We start from the raw sequence: 17,246 nt of genomic DNA on the forward strand, positions 1-17,246 counted from the left end.
GCGGATGTTCCCTTGAGTGCATGCTGAACCCCCTCGGTCCCCTCCGCCCCTTTATACCGGGGGTGTCGGCGAGCGTGGAGGGCAGTTGCGGCCGGGCGCACGGAAGTTGGCCCCTCAGGGCATCGGTTCTGCACTGCGGGGCCGCGAGCCCGGGCCCCCTCCCGGCCGGGGCTGCGGCAGAGATCCACCGAGCCGACCCCGGGACTCCGCCGACCTCCCCGCCGGAATCGTGGACACGACCGCGGCGCGGACGGCAGCATCGTGTGCCGCCGTCCGCGCCGCCGGTGCGATCGGCCGTCAGGCCCCGGTGGGTGTCACCGCGCACTGGTCGTCGTTGACGACGGCGAGGTACTGCTCGGCGACGAGGACATCGATCTTGTAGTCCTTCTCGCCGAGTTCCTTGGGCTTGAGGGCCTTGTCGAGCCACTCCTGGATTCCGCCGCCGGGCATCCCGTAGAAGGCCGCGACGTGTCCTCGCCGGACGTCGAACGGCTTCAGCACGGACAGGCAGTGGTAGACCTCGCCGTCGTCCGGGTCGGGGTTGAGCGAGTCCGGCGTCAGCGAGCGCTGGGTGAACGGTGTGCCGGGGTCGGAGAGGTAGCCGCCGTGGAGCGCGCCGAAGCGGTCGAGCCTGGTGCCGACCGGCACCGTCCACAGCGTCTCGTCGACCACGCCGTTGATCTGCTGGAAGCCGCGGTCGGGAGCGAAGGCCCAGTCGCCGCTCTGCTTCGGGTCGGTGTTGGCGTACAGCGTCACGAAGTGCGGGGCGCTGAGCCCGCCGAAGCGCTGGTAGCCCCTCAGCAGGGTGGCGGTCGGCTCCGTGTTCGGCAGAGCGGCGGGGCCGAGGCGGGACTGCCCGCAGTAGTACAACTCCGGGTGGGGGTCCGCGGGGCCGTCCGGGCATTCGGCGGAGCGGACGACTCCGGCACCCGCCGACCGGCCTGCGGCGTCCTCCGCGACCGCCGCTCCGGCGAGCGGCAGGGCGCAGGCGAGGGAGAGGGAAAGGGAGAGGGCGAACATCGGGCGAAGGCGCACGGCGTGCTCCGTTCCTTGAGGTGTGGGCTGTCGTGGGGTGCGGTGGGGCACGAGGATTCGTCCGCTGCCCGTCGACGCTGCCGGGGGCTCTTCCCGTCGCCATGGGCGTCCTTGGCCGCGGTGGAGCCGACCGAGGTCCCGTGGGGGGAGACTTCGGCCTCCGGCCCGGCACGGACATCACGCCGTCTCCCCGAAGCCCGTCATTCGCCCACGGACGATAGGGTCGGCCGGCTGCCTCGGCGGCAAGCCACGCCGGGCTCGCGGCGCGGGCCAGCCGACCAGCCCTGCGGACTCGGCCGATGGCGGCGCTCCCGTCCCCGGACGCCGGGAGTTCCACCAGGGGACCCGCGTCCGAGCAGCCGGACGTGCCCCCGGACGTGCCCGTGGGCGGCGAGGCGAAGAGCCGGCCGGGCGCCGCGGGAACGCGGTGCCCGGCCGGCTCACGGCCGCCGGTCTCCCCGGTGCTACGGCGCCGGGCTGAGCTTCTTCCACGGCCGGCCGCCGTTCGCCTCCGCCGTGCCGGGGGCGACCGTGGTGTACCACTGGGCGTACCAGTAGGAGCCCTGGTACTTCACGAACGCGGCCGTCGAGGCGGCCGGGTCGCCGGTGAGCAGGTGGGTCTCCCGGGCGGTGGCGCCGCCTGCGAGTCCCGGCACCGCGCTCCGGGCCTACTCAGCGGAGCCGTCACGACGTGTGCTGGTTCACGGCGGAGGAATCGGGCCCGGAAATGGCCCGCAGACCCCTCGGGGAGGCCAGAGCCCGGAGGGGAGGTCCTGCTGGGCCCCGAGGAAGTAGTCCACCCCCTCCTCGAACAGAGCCGTCTCGACGACTGCCCGCAGCGGACCCTGAGCCTCGATGGGAACCGGGTACACGCCGGCCATCATCCACTCGTCATCGCCGAGCTCGAACAGGCCCCTCACCCGGAGGAACTGCTCTCGCGTCACCGTGACGGACGAGCAGAGCCACTCATCGGGGCCGAATCCCTCCAGCACCCACCTGAGATTGCGGCCGTCCTCGAACGGATACTCCTCATTCATCGGCCGATCCTACGGCGCTCACGCCGTCGGCCGCCCGCCCCGTCGAACTCGTGCGGCCCGGCGCATCCCTCGCTGCCGGGCCGCACAAGCACCCGCTGCCGGCCTGTGCGCCGCGCCGGACCCGGCGTCAGGGCCGGGTCCGGTGCGGCATGCCGGGTGGGCCGTGCGCCGTGGGTCAGCGCACGGTGACGGTGAACACGGGCGAGGCGGCGCTTCCGCTGATGATGCGCAGCTCGTTCAGGCCCTTGATGCCGAGCTTCACGCCGAGGGAGTAGGAGCCGGTGCTGGTCGTGGTGACGGAGGCGGGCAGGGTGACCCACGCGCCGTGCTGCTTCTGCTGCAGGGTCACCGTGCTTCCCGCCTTGAGGCCGGTGGTCGTGCCGGTGACGCGGAACAGCTGCCACGCCTGGACGGTGGAGACCGACGGCTTGGCGGTGATGCCGGCCTGCGCGGTGGCGGCCGCGGGCTGGGTGGCGGGCACGGGCTGGGAGACGGGGGCGGCCGCCATGGCGGTGCCCGCCACGGCGAGGGAGGCCGCGGCCAGGGTGGTCACGGCGGCCAGGCGCAGGGAGTTCCGCTTGGAGACGATCACGGTGTGTCCTTTCCAAGGTGGATCCGGCCCGAAGGCACGATCGGTGCGACTCGGGCCCTGTCATCTGTGGAGACGCCCCGCACCCCACTCGGGTTGTGGACGAAACGTCACCACCTTGTAACAGTAAGCGATTTCGCGCGGAGGCGGATGGTCCGGCGGCTCGACCGCGCCGGTTCCGCCGGCAACTCCGTTGGCCCGTCGTCGTCGCCGTCCTGCGGCCGGGGGGATGCGGCGGACTTCCCGCGCACCGCAGGCGAGTTGGCTAGACTGCGGCGGGCCTGGCATGATCACCAATGAAGGGGCAGGGAATGACCACCGACGAGACCGTGGCGACGGCCGCCGAGTTCGGATCCGATGAATCGGCCGCCCTGCACATACGCCAGGACGTTCCGCACAGCGCCCGGATGTACGACTACTTCCTCGGCGGCAAGGACAACTTCGCGGTCGACCGCGAGGCGGCCGAACGCGTCCTGACCGTCTTCCCCACCATGCGCACCGCGGTCCACGCCAACCGCGCCTTCATGCACCGCGCCACCCGGGCGCTGGCCCGGCGCGGTCTGCGCCAGTGGCTGGACATCGGCACCGGCATCCCCACCTCGCCGAACCTCCACGAGGTCGCCCAGGCCGTGGAGCCGGCGGCCCGCGTGGTCTACGCCGACAACGACCCCGTCGTGCTGGCCCACTCCCGCGCCCTGATGACCAGCACCCCCCAGGGCCGCACCGCCTACGTCCACGGCGATGTCCACGACCCGGCCGCCATCCTGGCCACTCCCCAGGTCGCCACGACCCTCGACCTCACGCAGCCCGTGGTTCTGTCGATGGTGGCCCTGCTCCACTTCGTCCCGGACCTCGGCGACGCCCACGCCATCGTCAAGCACCTCCTGGACCCGCTGCCGTCCGGCTCCGCGCTCGTCCTCTCCCACGCCACGGCCGAACTCGACCCGTCCGGCGCCTCCAAGGTGCAGGAGATCTACAACCAGGCCGGCACCTCCCTGCGGCTGCGCCACAAGGACGAGTTCGCCACCTTCTTCTCCGGCCTGGACCTCCTCGACCCCGGTATCGTCCCCGCCCACCGCTGGCACGGCGACGACACCGACGTCGCCACGGACGCTCTGCCCGCGACCGTCACCGACGCCCAGGTCTCCTTCTACGCGGCCGTCGCCATCAAGCCCTGATGCCCGCGGAGTCGGGAGCATGACGATCCGTGGCGTGAGCACCGGCAGGTGGTCACGCCACGGCCCCGGCCACGCGGGCCTGGACGCGCCACGAGAACCGGGCGCGCCGCTCCGTCAGGGCCGGGCAGCGCGCGCTCAGGGCCGGGCAACGCGGTCAGGTCGAGCCGGGCGGCCGGCTCGGCGTCGGTGCGGGCGGCCGTCCGAGCCAGCGGGCCGGACGGCAGGAGGCGGTGTCGGCCGGACCGGTCCCTGACGGGCACACCTGCGCCCGGGCGGAGGGAATCGATTTCTCGGACTCCGGGCCCTCGGGGAGGTACGCGTATTCCACGATCGTGAGTTCCCGGCCGCCGCCGAAGTCCACGAACCGCTGGTGAAGCGGCCCGAAGACGTGGTCGTCGTCGCCCTTGATCACGACCTTCCTCGCATCACCGGGAAAGACGGTGAAGATCGCCCACCCGCCGAGCCAGATCGGGACCGGCTGGTCCGCCAGGGAGTCGAGCGAGGTACCGATGACGACCTTGGTGACGCCGTCGCCCTTCCTGATCGTGGCGAGACACTCCACCTCGCCGCCTCCGAGCCACACCGCGGCCGCGTGGCTGCGTCCGATTCCGTTGTCCAGGACCACCATGTCCGTCAGGGCGGGCACCGGACAGGCCTCCGGGCTCGCACCCGGTAGGGCCAGACTGCCGACGATCCACTGCGCCGACGCCGGGGCGGCCGGCGACAGCACGACCCCGTGCCCGGCCGGCGCCGGCCGCACGACGACGGTCGGCGAGGGCAGCCCGCCGTCGCCCCAGTCGCCGCCGCCCTGGCCCGTACAGGCCGCGGCCCCCAGCACCAGCGCCAGCACCGCCGCCCGCCCCGTCGCCCCCGCCGTCCGTCCCACTGTGCCTCCCCCGCGCCGTACTCTCCTCCCAGTCTTCCCGCCGCGGTGGCCCGGAAGCGTCCGTGAACAGCAACAACCGGGCATCGAAGGCCAGTTGAATGGACGCGACCGCCACAGGGCGGGAACGGGGCACCTGACGTCCCGCTCGGGGAGAGCTCCGACACAGGGGAACCGATCACCGAGTGCGCGCCGGGAGGCGGCCCGCCCCTGGGATGTCAGTGACTTCACCTATCCTCTTGATCATGAGCCGCACCACCCCGCCCCGCCCGGTCGACGTGACCGCGCACTTCCCCGAACTCGCGCCGATGGCCCGCACCGCCGTACGACTTCACCCCCGCGCCGGCGAACCGACCGCGGCGGAGAGTTCGATCGGCGGGCCCCTGCTCTGGCCCGAGCGGGAGCCGTGGCCCACCTGCCCGGAGCACGGTGGCCCCTCGCAGTTCGGCGCCACCCCCGAGGACGTACGGCTGAAGCGCCGGATCATCGCCGAGATGTGGCGCCGGCCCGACACCGGCGGGGGCGACCCGCTGAGCCCGGAGGAGCGCGCGACGGTGGAGCGCGTCCACCGGGGCTCGGAGATCGCCCAGAGCGGACCGGTCCCGATGGTGCCGGTGGCCCAGCTGTACGCCGCCGACGTCCCCGGCCTGCCGTGCCCGGACGGCACCGACCTGCTGCAGGTGCTCTGGTGCCCGTTCGACCACGACGACGAGGACTGCCTGCCCCGTACCGAACTGCGCTGGCGGGCCGCCGCCGAGGTGACCGACCCGCTCGAAACGGCCCCGCAGCCATCGGTGATCGGCAACGAGGAATACCTCCCCGCGGCGTGCGTCCTGCACCCCGAAACGGCCACCGAGTACCCGGCCCCGCACGAACTGCCGAAGGAACTGCGGGAACGGATCCACGCGTGGGAGGACCGGCACGACCTCGTCTACCAGTACGACCTCGCCGTCGCCCCGGGCTGCAAGGCGGGCGGCCACGCCCCGTGGAGCTTCTCCGACCCGGGCCACCCGATGGCCTGTGCCGAGTGCGGCTCCGGCCTGCGCCCGCTGCTGACCCTCAACGGCAATGAGTGGGACGGCGGCAGCGGAGGCTGGCGACCGGAGGAGGAGTCCGGCTACACCGGCCCGCACTCCCTCGGCCCGGCCACTGCCACCCAGCTCGGCATCGGCCGCAGCGGAAGCCTTCAGGTGTACGTGTGCACGACCTCCTCCGAGCACCCGCACCTGCAGAACAACCAGTGACACGCGCTGTGCGGAAAGCCCGGACGGCCCGGCGTCCGGTCGAGGCCGGTCGCGGCCGGTCGCGGCCGGTCGAGGCCGGTCGCGGCCGGTCGCGGCCGGTCGCGGCCGGTCGCGGCCGGTCGCGGCCGGATCGGACGACGAGGACGGTCCGAAGCGGTAGCCGGTTCCCCGACGGTACCCGGGTTTTCAGTTCCGGCTGCCGGGCCGGCTGTCCCCTCGCTGGTACGACGCTGAGCCCGGACTACGACGCTTGGGCTCGAACGTCGGGGCCCGGTCCGGTGAGCACCGGACCGGGCCCCGACGTCCGCCCGCACTGCCGCTGTCAGCGCAGCGAGTCCGCGAACTCGACCAGCAGCTCGTTGACCGCCTCCGGCTCGTCCACGTGGGCCGGGTGCCCCGCCCCCGGCACGACGGCCGCCCGGGCGAGCGGGCTGAGGGCAGCGGTGGCGTGGGCGTGCTCGGCGGGCCAGAACTGGCTCTGCTCCCCCGCGACGATCAGCGCGGGCACGGTGATCCGGGAGACGACGTCCCGCCAGTCCTGGCACGCGTGGTCGAACATCAGCGGGAAGGTGTCCGGCGTGATGTCCCGTACCGCGCCCCTGCCTCCGGCCGCACGGATCTTCGCGTCGACCTCCTCCTCGCTCTGCCAGGCCCGGCCGCGCCCGGTCCCGAGGACGTTCGCGGGGTCGAGGAAGAAGGTCCCGAGGTTCTCCATCGTCAGCCCGTAGAAGCCGTGCTCCCAGCCCGGGTCGTTGACCATCTTCGGGCTCTGGTCGATCGAGACGATCCCGGCCAGCCGCTCGCACCCGAAGAGGCTCGCGTACGCCCAGGCGTGGCTGGCGCCCATCGACTGGCCGACCAGCAGCACGCCGTCCAGTTCCAGGTGCGCCAGCAGCTCCTGGACGTCCTTGCCGCCGCGCGACATCCGCAGACCGTACGGCGGCCGGTCCGAGCCGCCCGCCCAGCGGCGGTCCAGCGAGACCACCCGGTACCCGGCCCCGCGCAGCGCGCCCCACTGCAGCGCCCAGTCGTCGGCGGGCTGCCCGTAGCCCGAGACCAGGACGACCGGACGGCCCTCGCCCTCGTCGTAGTAGTGCAGCGTGACGTCGTCCGTTGTGACAAAGCGCGGCATGGGCCGACCTCCGGATCGCGGTGGGAACAGGGACGGAAGCGTCCCGCGCCCGACCGTAGACGCTGTGCGTTTGTCGGCGGCGACAGTTTTCGACATCCGGATCCTGGTCCGCCCGCCATGGTCCCGAGGTCCGCCGGGAGAGACCGTGGACTGCGACGGCCCGGCCCACCCACGACCTGCCGCCGCAGCGAGTGTGGATCACAACCGAGGAGCCCGCCGTGCGCCGCGACCAGGTGCCGCAGCACGCGACCACCCCGTTGACCGCGAGCCCGCGAGTTTTGGACTAGACCAATGCCGATCCGGTCAACTCCTTCACACCTTCTCCATCCACCCCGCCCCTCCTCGTAGCGTGTCCACGCCTCGCACAACGCGCGGCCACCGTCCGGGGAGAGATCTGTGAACTCGCTTACGGTCAAGGCTCGTTGGACCATCGCCCTTGCGGCGTCCACCGCACTCCTGTGCGCCGTTCCGGTCGGCGCCGCCACCGCCGACACCGCCGTCGGGTGGCGGGCGTTCGGCATCGCCGTCAGTGCCGACGGCAACCGCGCCTACGTCGCCGCCGAGGACCACGTCGGCGCCGAACACCCCGGCTTCCTGCGCACCGTCGACACCCGCACCGGCACGGTCCTGACCCAGACCCCGCTCAGCCAGGACGGCCCCGTCGGCCGGCCCGCCCTCAGCCCCGACGGCAACCGGATCTACGTCCTCGCGGCCGACCACCTGCTCACCGTCGACCTCGCCACCAGCACCGTGCTCTCCCGCACGCCCGTCGACGCCCCGCGCGCGATCGCCGTCAGCGCCGACGGGTCCCGGGTGTTGGTCACCCAGCAGGGTTCCTCCGGCCCCGGCCGGGTGCTGGTCTTCGACACCGTCACCCGCTCCTTCACCGGCGCCGTCACGCTCGGTGACCCGGACGTCGACGGGATCGCCCTCCACAACGGCGGCGCCGCCGCCTACGTCGCCACCGGCGCGGGCGTCGTCCACCTCGACCTGACCACTCCCGTCCCGACCGTCACCGGCACCGTCCAGCCGCTCGCCGCCGCGACCGAGGTCACCGCCTCCCGCGAGGGCACCCGCCTCTACGCCCTCGGCAGCCGCTCCGCCCAGGGCTCCGGCTACGAGCTCAACCCCTTCACCGACACCTCCCGCACCGCCTTCACCCTCGGCGGCCCGTCCACCTCCGCCGACACCCACCTGGTGTCGGTCTCCCCGGACGGCGGACGCCTGTTCGTCCTCAAGGACGGCTGGAAGCCCTCCGCCACCGTCCTGGTCTACGACACCGCCACCAACACCGCCCTCCCCGACGCCAACCTCACCGGCTTCGGCCTCGACGGCGTGGGCGCCACCGCCCTCGGCCCCGACGGGCACACCCTCTACCTGGCCGGCTCGCGCGGCGAGACCAGCTACCTGAAGGCCGTCGTCCTCTGACCGTCCGACGGGCGGGTGTGCGGGCCCTGCGCCGCCCGCGCACCCGCCCGCCCGCACACAGGCCCGTTCACACCGGCCTGTTCACACCCACCCGTTCACGCCCGCCGATGTCGGTGCCCCCCGCTACGGTCCTCCCCATGAACACCGAATCCGCCACCCGGTACGAGCCGTTGCCCGGACGGGTCGGCCACGTCGCCGCCGTCGAGTCGCTCACGCTCGACGGGCGCCGCCACTTCTTCGGCTTCGACCACCGCAGCGACCTGGTCGTCTCGCCCCTCATCGAGGACCCGGACGCCATGGCCGCGTTCGCCGCCGCCCACCTGCGCCAGACCGACGGCCCGCACGATCCGGCGTACTGGGCCGTGCTGGTCGCCGACGCCGTCGACGGCTCCGACCTGGTCGGCGACAACGCCGACCGGACGTTCACCACCGACGGCCTGCGCACCGAGCTCCCGGAGCCGGGCGGCCATCTGCTCTACCTCCTCGACGCCGTCACCGACCTCGACGTGGAAACGGGCCTGTCCGCCGACGTCGACCGGGCCTGCGGGCGCCTGGGCCAGGCCGGACCGCAGGACGACGACTTCGCCGACACCGTCGACCACTGCCTGGAGACCGTCATCGCCCACGGCCCGCTCCACCGTCCCGACGAGTGGACGGTCGTCCGCGGCCATCTCACCGCCGCGATCGCCGCCCTCCCCGGCAACTGGGGCCTGCTGTTCGGTCCCCTCGCCGAGGGCCTGGCCCGCACCGACTGAGCCGCCGCACCGACCGAGCCATCGCCCCGGGCTGCCGCCCGCACACCGCCCCGCCGGGGGAGCCGGTCCCCCGGGGTACGGCCTCGTTGAGTCCCGTCGGGTGATCTCAGGGCGCGGGTTCCGCATCGGCCGGTCGATTGCTCGCATAGTCGGACCGTCATACCCGCCGATGACGGGACGGTCCGACGATGCGATTTCCGCGCCGAGAGTTTCTCACCGCCGCCACCGCCCTGCTGCTCGCCCTCACGGGGTGCGGGGCACCGCAGGCCCGGCAGACCGCGCCGTCGCCGCTGCGCGACCCGAGCGCCGCGGCCACGCCGACCCCGCCGGGGCCACGGGCGTTCACCCTGGTCGCGACGGGGGACGTCCTGCCGCACACCGAGATCATCCGGCAGGCCGCGGAGGACGCCGGGGGCAACGGCTACGACTTCACCCCGATGCTCGCCGGCGTCAAGCCGGTCATCAGTGCCGCCGATCTCGCCATCTGCCACATGGAGACGGTGTACGGCCCCGACGGTGGGCCCTTCACCGGCTACCCGTCGTTCAAGTCGCCCCCGCAGATCGCCCGGGCGCTCAAGGACGCCGGATACAGCTCCTGCGACACCGCCTCCAACCACACGCTCGATGACGGACCCGCCGGCATCCGGCGCACGCTCGACGCCTTGGACGCCGTCGGCCTCAAACACACGGGCTCCGCCCGCGACGCCGACGAGGCGGGCAGCCCCGCGCTGCTCACGGCGGGCGGCGCCACGGTGGCCCAGCTCGCCTACACCTACGGCACCAACGGCATCCCGCTGCCGCAGGGGCAGCCCTGGGCGGTCAACCTCATCGACCGGGAGCGGATCCTCACCGACGCCAGGACCGTCCGGGAGCAGGGGGCGGACATCGTGGTGGTCAGCCTCCACTGGGGCACCGAGTGGCAGGACGCCCCGAACGACCAGCAGCTCGCACTCGCCCGCGACCTGGCCGCCGAGCAGAGCCCCGGCCGGCCCGACATCGATCTGATCCTCGGCACCCACGCCCACATCCCGCAGGCGTACGAGAAGATCGGCGACACCTGGACGGTCTACGGCCTGGGCGACCAGCTCGCCGGGCACATGTTCAACTACACCGGCGCTGAGGACCCGCGCGGAAACTGGAGCTCGATCGCCCGGTTCACCTTCTCGCCGCCCGCCCGGCCCGGGCAACGATGGGCCGTCACCAAGGCCGAGTTCGTCCCGCAGCTGACGGACCTCGGTCCGCCCTACCGGGTCCTCGACCTGACCGAGGCCGTCCACCACGCACCCGGCCGCGGCGACTACGCCCGGGCCCTGGAGCACATCCGGACGGTCGTGCTGAGCCGCGGCGGCGCCTCGGCAGGACTGACCTCGGCCCCCTGAGCGGACGGCCCCCGAGCGGTCCGGCGTGCACGGGCGGCACCGGAACCGTCCTGCACCCACGGACGGTACCCGAACCGCGCTGCACCCGCGGACAGCACCGGAACCGTCCGACGCGCACCACTCCCGGTGTCACGCCAACAGCGCCTCGAACCGGTACTCGGGCGCGGTCAGGGGCTGCTCGGACCAGATGACCTTGCCCCGGGCCGTGTACCTGGTGCCCCACCGCTCGGCCAGCTGCGCCACCAGGAACAGGCCGCGGCCGCCCTCGTCCGTGGTGGCGGCGTAGCGCAGATGGGGGGCGGTGCTGCTGCCGTCGGAGACCTCGCAGACCAGGCTGCTGTCCTTCAGCAGCCGCACCCGGATCGGCTCGGCGCCGTAGCGGATGGCATTGGTGATCAGCTCGCTGAGGATCAGCTCGGCCGTGAAGGTCAGCTCCTCCAGTCCCCAGGCCGTCAGCCGCTCGACGCACTCGTTGCGGACGCGGGACACCGCGGCGAAGTCGAACGGCACGTCCCAGACCGCCACCCGGTCGGGATCGAGCAGCCGGGTGCGCGCGACGAGGAGGGCGATGTCGTCGCTGCGCCGCGGTGGGACCAGCGCGTCGAACACCGCCCGGCAGGTGTCCTCCGGGGACCGGTGGTCCTGGGCGCCGGTCAGCGACCGGCGCAGCTCGTCGAGCCCGGTGCCGAGGTCGCGGTCGCGGTTCTCGACCAGCCCGTCGGTGTAGAGGACGAGCGCGGTTCCGGGTTCCAGCCGCAGTTCGGTGGTCTCGAAGGGCAGTCCGCCCACGCCGAGCGGCGGGCCGGCCGGCAGGTCGGCGAACTCCACACTGCCGTCGGGGCGGACCAGCGCGGGCGGAGGGTGCCCCGCCCGCGCCATGCTGCACTGGCCGGAGACCGGATCGTAGATCGCGTACAGGCAGGTCGCCCCGGTGACGGGCACGTTCTTGCCCTCCTCCGCCGTCCCGGTCTCCTCGTCCTGGTCGAGTCGGGTGACCAGTTCGTCGAGGCGGGCGATCAGTTCGTCCGGGGGCAGGTCGAGGGCGGAGAAGTTGAGCACCGCGGTGCGCAGCCGGCCCATGGTGGCGGCGGCGTGCAGGCCGTGGCCGACGACGTCGCCGACGACCAGGGCCACCCGGAAGCCGGGCAGCGGGATGACGTCGAACCAGTCCCCGCCGACCCCGCGCAGCGCGGGCAGGTAGCGGTAGGCCACCTCCATGGCGCTCTGCTCGGGCAGTCCCCGGGGCAGCAGGCTGCGCTGCAGGGTCTCGGCCATCCTGTGCTCACGGGTATAGCGGCGGGCGTTGTCCACGCAGATCGCCGTGCGGGCCACCAGTTCCTCGACGACGGAGAGGTCCTCGTCGTCGAACGGCGCGGATTCACCGGCCCGCCAGAAGTTGACCGTGCCCAGGGTCAGGCCGCGCGCCCGCAGCGGCGAGGTGATCAGCGAGTGCGTCCCGTGCGGGAGCACCGGGTCGGCGGCCTCCGGGGCGTCCGCCCGCCGGGCCTGCTCATGGCGCAGGTCCTCGGCCAGCGCGGCGGGCCCGGTCTTCAGGACGGTCTCGTGCGGGGCACCGGGGAGCGGGCTGAGCTCCGTGCCCACGGGCATGAACGGCCAGTCCTCGCCGCGGCCGGCGGTGGCCGCGCGGTGGAGTCGCGGGCCGTGCTCGATGCCGAGGTCCGGGTACAGCTCCTCGCCGCGCAGCACGGGCTCGGCGAGGTCGACCGTCGTGAAGTCCGCGAACCGCGGAACGACCACGTCGGCCAGCTCCTGCGCGGTCCGTGTCACGTCCAGGGTGGTGCCGACGCGCAGCCCCGCGTCGTAGAGCAGCTGCAGCCGGGCCCGGGCCGCCTCGGCCTGCCCGGCCAGTGCCCGCAGGTCGGTGGTGTCCCGGACGGTCGCGACGCTGCCGGACCCGCCGCCGTACGGTGCGGTGGGGCGGTTGTTGACGGCGAGCAGCCGGTCCCCGGCCCGGTGCACCTCGTCGGTCGCGGTGCGCCCGGAGGCCAGCAGCCCGGCCAGTCCCGGGTCGAGCCCGAGTTCGTCGACCGGCCGCCCCTCCACCCGGGGCGGCAGCTCCAGCAGTCGCCGGGCCTCGTCGTTCGCCAGCAGAACCCGTCCGTCCCCGCCGACGATCAGCACGCCCTCGCGGACCGCGTGCAGCACCGCGTCGTGGTGCTCGTACATCCGCGTCATCTCGGCCGGGCCCAGGCCGTGTGTCTGGCGCCGCAGCCGCCGCCGCACCAGCAGCGCCCCGCCCATGCCGACGGCGAGCGCTACCGCCGCGCCGCCGAACAGCACCGGCAGCTGCCGGGTCACCGCCGTGCCCACGTGCGCGACGGTGATTCCGACCCCGACCGCTCCGGCGACCGAGCCGTCCGGTCGGGTGACCGGCGCTCCGGACTCCACCACCCGCCCGACGGGCGTCTGGAAGCTGTCGGTGGTCGGGCCCATGAGGGAGCGCGCGAACGGCCCGATCACATGCTTCCCGATCAGGTCGGGGGTCTGGGCCGTGTAGCGGATCCCCTCCGGGTTGGCGAACACGACGTAGTCGAAGCCGCCCTGCATCACGATCTTGTCGGCCAGCGGCTGCAGCACCGCGGTCGGATCGGGCCCGTCCATCGCGCTCACCACACCGGGGGCCTGCGCCAGGGCGACGGCCGCGGCACGGGTACGGCCCGCGGCCACGCCCGTGGCGTAGCTCCGGGCCTGCAGGACGAGCGTCGTCAGCGCGGCTCCGACCAGCAGCGCCACCACGACCAGCAGACACACGAACACCTGGCCGGCGACGCTGCGCACGCGCAGCCGCGAGCGCAGGCCGCCCCGGGGCGGCCGCTCCTTCCCGGGTCCGCCCGGGTCCGCACCCGCGGCGTCATGGCCGTCCGCTGCGCGCATCGGCCCGGATCAGCTTTCGACGCGGTCGTTCATGCCGGTCTCCCGTCGTCCGACGGCTGAGAGGAGTTCCGAGGCAGTGGCACCATCCTCGGCCGGACGCCGCCTCGGCTTTCAGCCTAGTACCGGGCCCTCGGCCGTGCCTCCACAGCCGCCGGGGCCGAGGGCCGCACGGGCGGCGCGGGGCCGAGGGCGGCGCGGGGCCCGGCTGCCGCCTGCGGTCGTCCGAATCGCCGGGGAGCGGGCAGGCGCCGCGCGGGTCCGCCGGAACGGGCCGTCCTGCTCCTCGTACCGCGACCGGCCCGGGCGGGTGCCGAATCACCAGCGAGCGGCTTCGACCTCACCTCTCCCGCCCCCTGGAAGCATGGCCGATGTCCTGCCAAACTGCCTGCCTCACAGCCTACTTGGAGAGGAACGAGCCATGACGAACGGCGAAGCGCAGAGACCGCCGGCGCACCGGCTACGGGCACTGCTCGGCCTGCTGGTCCTGGCCGCGGCCGCGCTGCTGGCGGGTCCGGTGCCGTCCGCCGCGGCGGCGGGCGGCGAGGCGGAGGCGTACTACATCGGGGACGACGGGGGCCTGTGGAGCTACCAGTACTCGGACACCGCCGGCAGCTGGAGCACGGCCGCTCGGCGCGGGCCGGCCGCGCTCGCCCCGCCGGGCGCGCGGGTGGCGGCGGTACGGACCCCCGGTCACCGGCCCGCGGTCTACTTCACCGCGACGGACGGCTCACTGTACGAGTACTGCGCGGACAACCCGGGCTCGGCGCCGTTCTCGATCAGCGGCCCGGCCACGGCCGAGCCCGGCGGGCGGATCACCGCCGCGTGGGCGGGCACCCGGCTGACCCTGGTCACCAGTATCTGGACGGGCGCCACAGCGGCGGCGGCACCGGCGGTCCCGCAGTTCAACGACGCGTGCCTCCCGATGACCGTGGACTGGCGCCAGCTCCCCGCCCCCGCCCTTCCGTCCTCGGAGGCGGCCTCCTTCGCCGTCACCGGCCGCGCCGGGATCTTCACGGTCGGCGACAGCGGCGTGGTGACCGTCGGCTGGACGTCGCAGGCCACCGGCGGGCTGACCAGCTACGCCATCGCCCCGGCGGGCAGCGCCCGACCGGGCGGCGGCATCGCGGTGGCCCCCGGCACCACCTCCGGCACCGTGTCGGTGTTCTTCGCCGGCCGTGACGGACGGCTCAACCTGGCGACGGTCGGCGCGGGATCCGGGCGCATCGGCTCCCTCCAGGCGAACACCACCGCCCCGACGGGCAGCGTCCCGGACGGCGCCGTCGTCTCGGCGGCCAGGAACGCGGCCGGCACCGCCGTCGGCTACGTCGCCGCCGACGGTTCCATCACCCTCGCCCGCCTGTCCTCCGCGGGCCTGTGGCAGAGCACCGAGGCGATCAGCGCCACCGGCTTCTCCAGCCCCGGCAGCTCGGTGGCCGTCTCGGACGTCGACGGCTACCCGGCCTGCGGTACCAACGGCCCCCGGGTCGTCCACTTCGGGCCCGTCCGCGGCCCGTCCCCCGATCCGTGGGTCACGGCCGGCCTGAACGCGACCGTCGGCGCCGCCATGACCTTCGTGTAGGCGCGACACGGCGGATCCGACGAATCGGGCCGGTTCGGCGCGAGGGGCCCGGCCGTGCGGGGACGCGTGATGCGGTGTGCGGACGTTCTCGGGCGCACCGCGGGGCGCCCGGGGGTGCCGGCGGCTGAGCGTCGGCACCCCCGGGCGGCGCCCCGTGGCGGCGGCGTCCGCGGGGCTCAGCCCCGGCGGGCCCGGGCGTGCCGGATGTCGGTGAGCGCGGCCGGGGCGCCGCCGAGCCACCAGGTGGGGTCGGCGCTGCCGTCGGTGGTGCGGCCGTCGCGGTGGACGTAGTGGCGGACGTCCCGTCCGGGGTCGGCGAACTCGCCGGCGAGGGCCCGCTGCAGCCACTCCGCCCCGAACCGGAAGACCTCGGCCGCCACTCCCCCGAGCGGGTGGAACTCGTCCTCGTAGACCCGCAGCTCCTTCGGCGCCCGGACGCGCTCGAAGCTCTCCAGCGCCTGGCCGAGGTCGGTGAGCTCGTCGAACTCGCCGATCCCGTACAGCACCGGGCAGGTGATGTCAGCCACCAGGTCGCCCAGCGGCATCCGCCGGGCCAGGTCGCGGTCGAAGGCCTCCTCGTCGGTGTACCCGGCCATGAACATGTAGTTGTTCTTGAAGGTCGGCTGGGCGCGCTCGAAGATCGTGGCGAAGTCCCCGGTGACGGCCTCGAAGGCGGCGAGCGCGGCCAGCCGACGGTCGGTGGCGGCGGCCCGGGATCCCCAGTAGCCGCTCATCGAGATGCCGAACATGCCGATCCGCTCGGCGTCGACCTCCGGGAGCGCGGCCAGGTGGTCGAGGTAACGGCCGATCGCCCGCTCGTAGTTGCCGAGGTCGACGGTCAGCCCGCCGGCGCGGCTCTCGCCCTGGCCCGGCCCCTCGATGGACAGCGCGACCATGCCGCGCGAGGTGTAGTAGCGCTCGGCCGCCCAGATGTAGTCCTCCTTGATCATGTCCATCCCGGGGCCGAGGATGACGGCCGGCGCGTTCTCGACGGGCCCGGCCGGCAGGTGCAGCAGGGCGAAGATCCGCGAGCCCTCGAAGTCCAGCTCCACCCGCCGCACCCGGCCGTCGCGCAGCGCGCCCAGGCGCTCCACGCAGTGGTTGGCGCGCCGGCGCATGGCCGTCTTGCGCGGGTCGGCCGCGTCGAAGATCGAGTACTGCGCCCGGCCCCACATCACCGCCGCCCGCAGGTAGAGGTCGGCGGCGGTCTGGGCGAACCCGCCGCGCTCGTGGTGGGCGGCGCGCTCCTCGGCCTGGCCGGCCACCGTCGCCCACGCCTTGGGCAGCATCGCGCCGCTCCTGACCAGCGCGAAGACCTTGTCGAAGTCGGTGTGGTCGTGGCCCAGCTGCTCCATGGTCCCGACGGCCTCGGGGTGGAGCGCGTCGAAGCCGCCCTGGGCGAGGGCGGTGTCCAGGGCCCAGCTCTGGCCGGTCGATCGGATGGTCATGGGTGTCCTCCTGGGGATCCGCTCAGCATTTGGCTAAGCACTTAATGAGTAAGTACTTAGCTATTAAGTACTGAGGCTAGGCTGCTGTCAACCCGCCGAGGAGGACCGACCATGACCGAGACGCCACCCACCGACGACCGCGCCCGGGCACTCGACCGCCTGGCCCGCGCCGCCTACCGCCTCAGCGCCGCCGACGCCCGGCTGCGCGGACGCGCCACCCGCACCCCGGGCGCGCTCTCTCTCACCCACGCCCGGGCCCTGCGCACCCTCGCCGAACAGGGGCCCCTCACCATCAGCGGGCTCGCCGCCGCCACCGAGACCACCGGCGCCGCCACCACCCAGCTGGTCAACGGCCTGGTCACGGCCGGTTACGTCACCCGCACCCGCCAGCCCGAGGACAAGCGCTCCGTCCTGGTCGCCCTCACCGACACCGGCCGGGCCCGGCACGACCAGCGCCAGAACGCGCTGGCCGAGGCCCTGCACGCCGATCTGGACGACTACGACGACGAGGCCCTCGACCGGGCCGCCGAGGTGCTGCGGCGACTGTCCGCCGTCTACGACCGGCTGTGAGGCCGCGGGCCGGTCCGATCACGGCAACCGGGGCGTCCGGTTCCCCTTGCCGCAAACGGCTTTGACGATTCATCAGAAATCCGCACGGGTACCG

At 73.8% G+C, this 17,246-nt stretch carries 15 protein-coding genes; 7 read left to right on the top strand and 8 right to left on the bottom strand.

Going from position 1 to position 17,246, the window contains the following annotated elements; all coding sequences use genetic code 11:
* Positions 1-297: 297 nt before the first annotated feature.
* The 4 genes from ACFVVA_RS00225 to ACFVVA_RS00240 all read right to left on the bottom strand — a co-directional run bounded on the left by ACFVVA_RS00225 (position 298) and on the right by ACFVVA_RS00240 (position 2,664).
* The gene (locus ACFVVA_RS00225; protein WP_387684142.1) at positions 298-1,035 is read right to left on the bottom strand and encodes a TNT domain-containing protein; all 738 of its coding nucleotides are present in this window, start codon (positions 1,033-1,035) and stop codon (positions 298-300) included.
* A gap of 464 nt (positions 1,036-1,499) precedes the next feature.
* On the bottom strand, positions 1,500-1,691 hold the full coding sequence (locus ACFVVA_RS00230; RefSeq protein ID WP_387684144.1) for a hypothetical protein: 192 nt from the start codon (positions 1,689-1,691) through the stop codon (positions 1,500-1,502).
* A 45-nt stretch (positions 1,692-1,736) separates the two neighbouring features.
* The gene (locus ACFVVA_RS00235; RefSeq protein WP_387684146.1) at positions 1,737-2,072 is read right to left on the bottom strand and encodes a hypothetical protein; all 336 of its coding nucleotides are present in this window, start codon (positions 2,070-2,072) and stop codon (positions 1,737-1,739) included.
* Positions 2,073-2,247: 175 nt separating this feature from the next.
* Entirely contained in the window at positions 2,248-2,664 is a 417-nt protein-coding gene (locus ACFVVA_RS00240; protein ID WP_387684148.1) for a hypothetical protein, read from the bottom strand.
* Positions 2,665-2,972: 308 nt separating this feature from the next.
* Here ACFVVA_RS00240 and ACFVVA_RS00245 point away from each other — a divergent pair, with 308 nt between their 5' ends.
* Entirely contained in the window at positions 2,973-3,839 is an 867-nt protein-coding gene (locus ACFVVA_RS00245) for an SAM-dependent methyltransferase (RefSeq protein ID WP_387684150.1), read from the top strand.
* A 154-nt stretch (positions 3,840-3,993) separates the two neighbouring features.
* On the opposite strand, the gene ACFVVA_RS00250 is transcribed toward ACFVVA_RS00245, so the two are convergent.
* Complete coding sequence (locus ACFVVA_RS00250) at positions 3,994-4,725, bottom strand: hypothetical protein (protein ID WP_387684152.1); 732 nt, start codon at positions 4,723-4,725, stop codon at positions 3,994-3,996.
* Between the two features lie 242 nt (positions 4,726-4,967).
* Here ACFVVA_RS00250 and ACFVVA_RS00255 point away from each other — a divergent pair, with 242 nt between their 5' ends.
* On the top strand, positions 4,968-5,966 hold the full coding sequence (locus ACFVVA_RS00255) for a hypothetical protein (RefSeq protein ID WP_387684154.1): 999 nt from the start codon (positions 4,968-4,970) through the stop codon (positions 5,964-5,966).
* A 322-nt stretch (positions 5,967-6,288) separates the two neighbouring features.
* Here the strand turns inward: ACFVVA_RS00255 and ACFVVA_RS00260 are convergent, their stop codons facing one another.
* Positions 6,289-7,098: an alpha/beta fold hydrolase gene (locus tag ACFVVA_RS00260; protein ID WP_387684156.1), complete on the bottom strand. Its 810-nt coding sequence runs from the start codon at positions 7,096-7,098 to the stop codon at positions 6,289-6,291.
* Positions 7,099-7,494: 396 nt separating this feature from the next.
* Between ACFVVA_RS00260 and ACFVVA_RS00265 the strand changes: the two genes are divergently transcribed.
* From ACFVVA_RS00265 to ACFVVA_RS00275, 3 genes are all read left to right on the top strand, one after another.
* Positions 7,495-8,526 carry a YncE family protein gene (locus tag ACFVVA_RS00265; RefSeq protein WP_387684158.1) on the top strand — a complete coding sequence of 344 codons (1,032 nt, stop codon included), beginning with the start codon at positions 7,495-7,497 and terminating at the stop codon, positions 8,524-8,526.
* 137 nt (positions 8,527-8,663) lie between these two features.
* Complete coding sequence (locus tag ACFVVA_RS00270) at positions 8,664-9,281, top strand: hypothetical protein (RefSeq protein ID WP_387684159.1); 618 nt, start codon at positions 8,664-8,666, stop codon at positions 9,279-9,281.
* 188 nt (positions 9,282-9,469) lie between these two features.
* Positions 9,470-10,660: a CapA family protein gene (locus ACFVVA_RS00275; RefSeq protein ID WP_387684161.1), complete on the top strand. Its 1,191-nt coding sequence runs from the start codon at positions 9,470-9,472 to the stop codon at positions 10,658-10,660.
* A 129-nt stretch (positions 10,661-10,789) separates the two neighbouring features.
* On the opposite strand, the gene ACFVVA_RS00280 is transcribed toward ACFVVA_RS00275, so the two are convergent.
* Entirely contained in the window at positions 10,790-13,555 is a 2,766-nt protein-coding gene (locus ACFVVA_RS00280; protein WP_387684163.1) for a SpoIIE family protein phosphatase, read from the bottom strand.
* A 418-nt stretch (positions 13,556-13,973) separates the two neighbouring features.
* Here ACFVVA_RS00280 and ACFVVA_RS00285 point away from each other — a divergent pair, with 418 nt between their 5' ends.
* Entirely contained in the window at positions 13,974-15,134 is a 1,161-nt protein-coding gene (locus ACFVVA_RS00285; RefSeq protein ID WP_387684165.1) for a hypothetical protein, read from the top strand.
* Between the two features lie 176 nt (positions 15,135-15,310).
* Here ACFVVA_RS00285 and ACFVVA_RS00290 read toward each other — a convergent pair whose 3' ends face one another.
* Complete coding sequence (locus ACFVVA_RS00290) at positions 15,311-16,582, bottom strand: alpha/beta hydrolase (RefSeq protein WP_387684166.1); 1,272 nt, start codon at positions 16,580-16,582, stop codon at positions 15,311-15,313.
* Between the two features lie 111 nt (positions 16,583-16,693).
* Here ACFVVA_RS00290 and ACFVVA_RS00295 point away from each other — a divergent pair, with 111 nt between their 5' ends.
* A complete protein-coding gene (locus ACFVVA_RS00295; protein ID WP_387684168.1) occupies positions 16,694-17,152 on the top strand; it encodes a MarR family winged helix-turn-helix transcriptional regulator in 459 nt (152 codons plus the stop codon).
* Positions 17,153-17,246: the final 94 nt, after the last annotated feature.

It is taken from the genome of Kitasatospora sp. NPDC058048, assembly GCF_042885555.1.
In the GTDB taxonomy this organism is placed as follows: Bacteria; Actinomycetota; Actinomycetes; order Streptomycetales; family Streptomycetaceae; genus Kitasatospora; species Kitasatospora lactacystinica.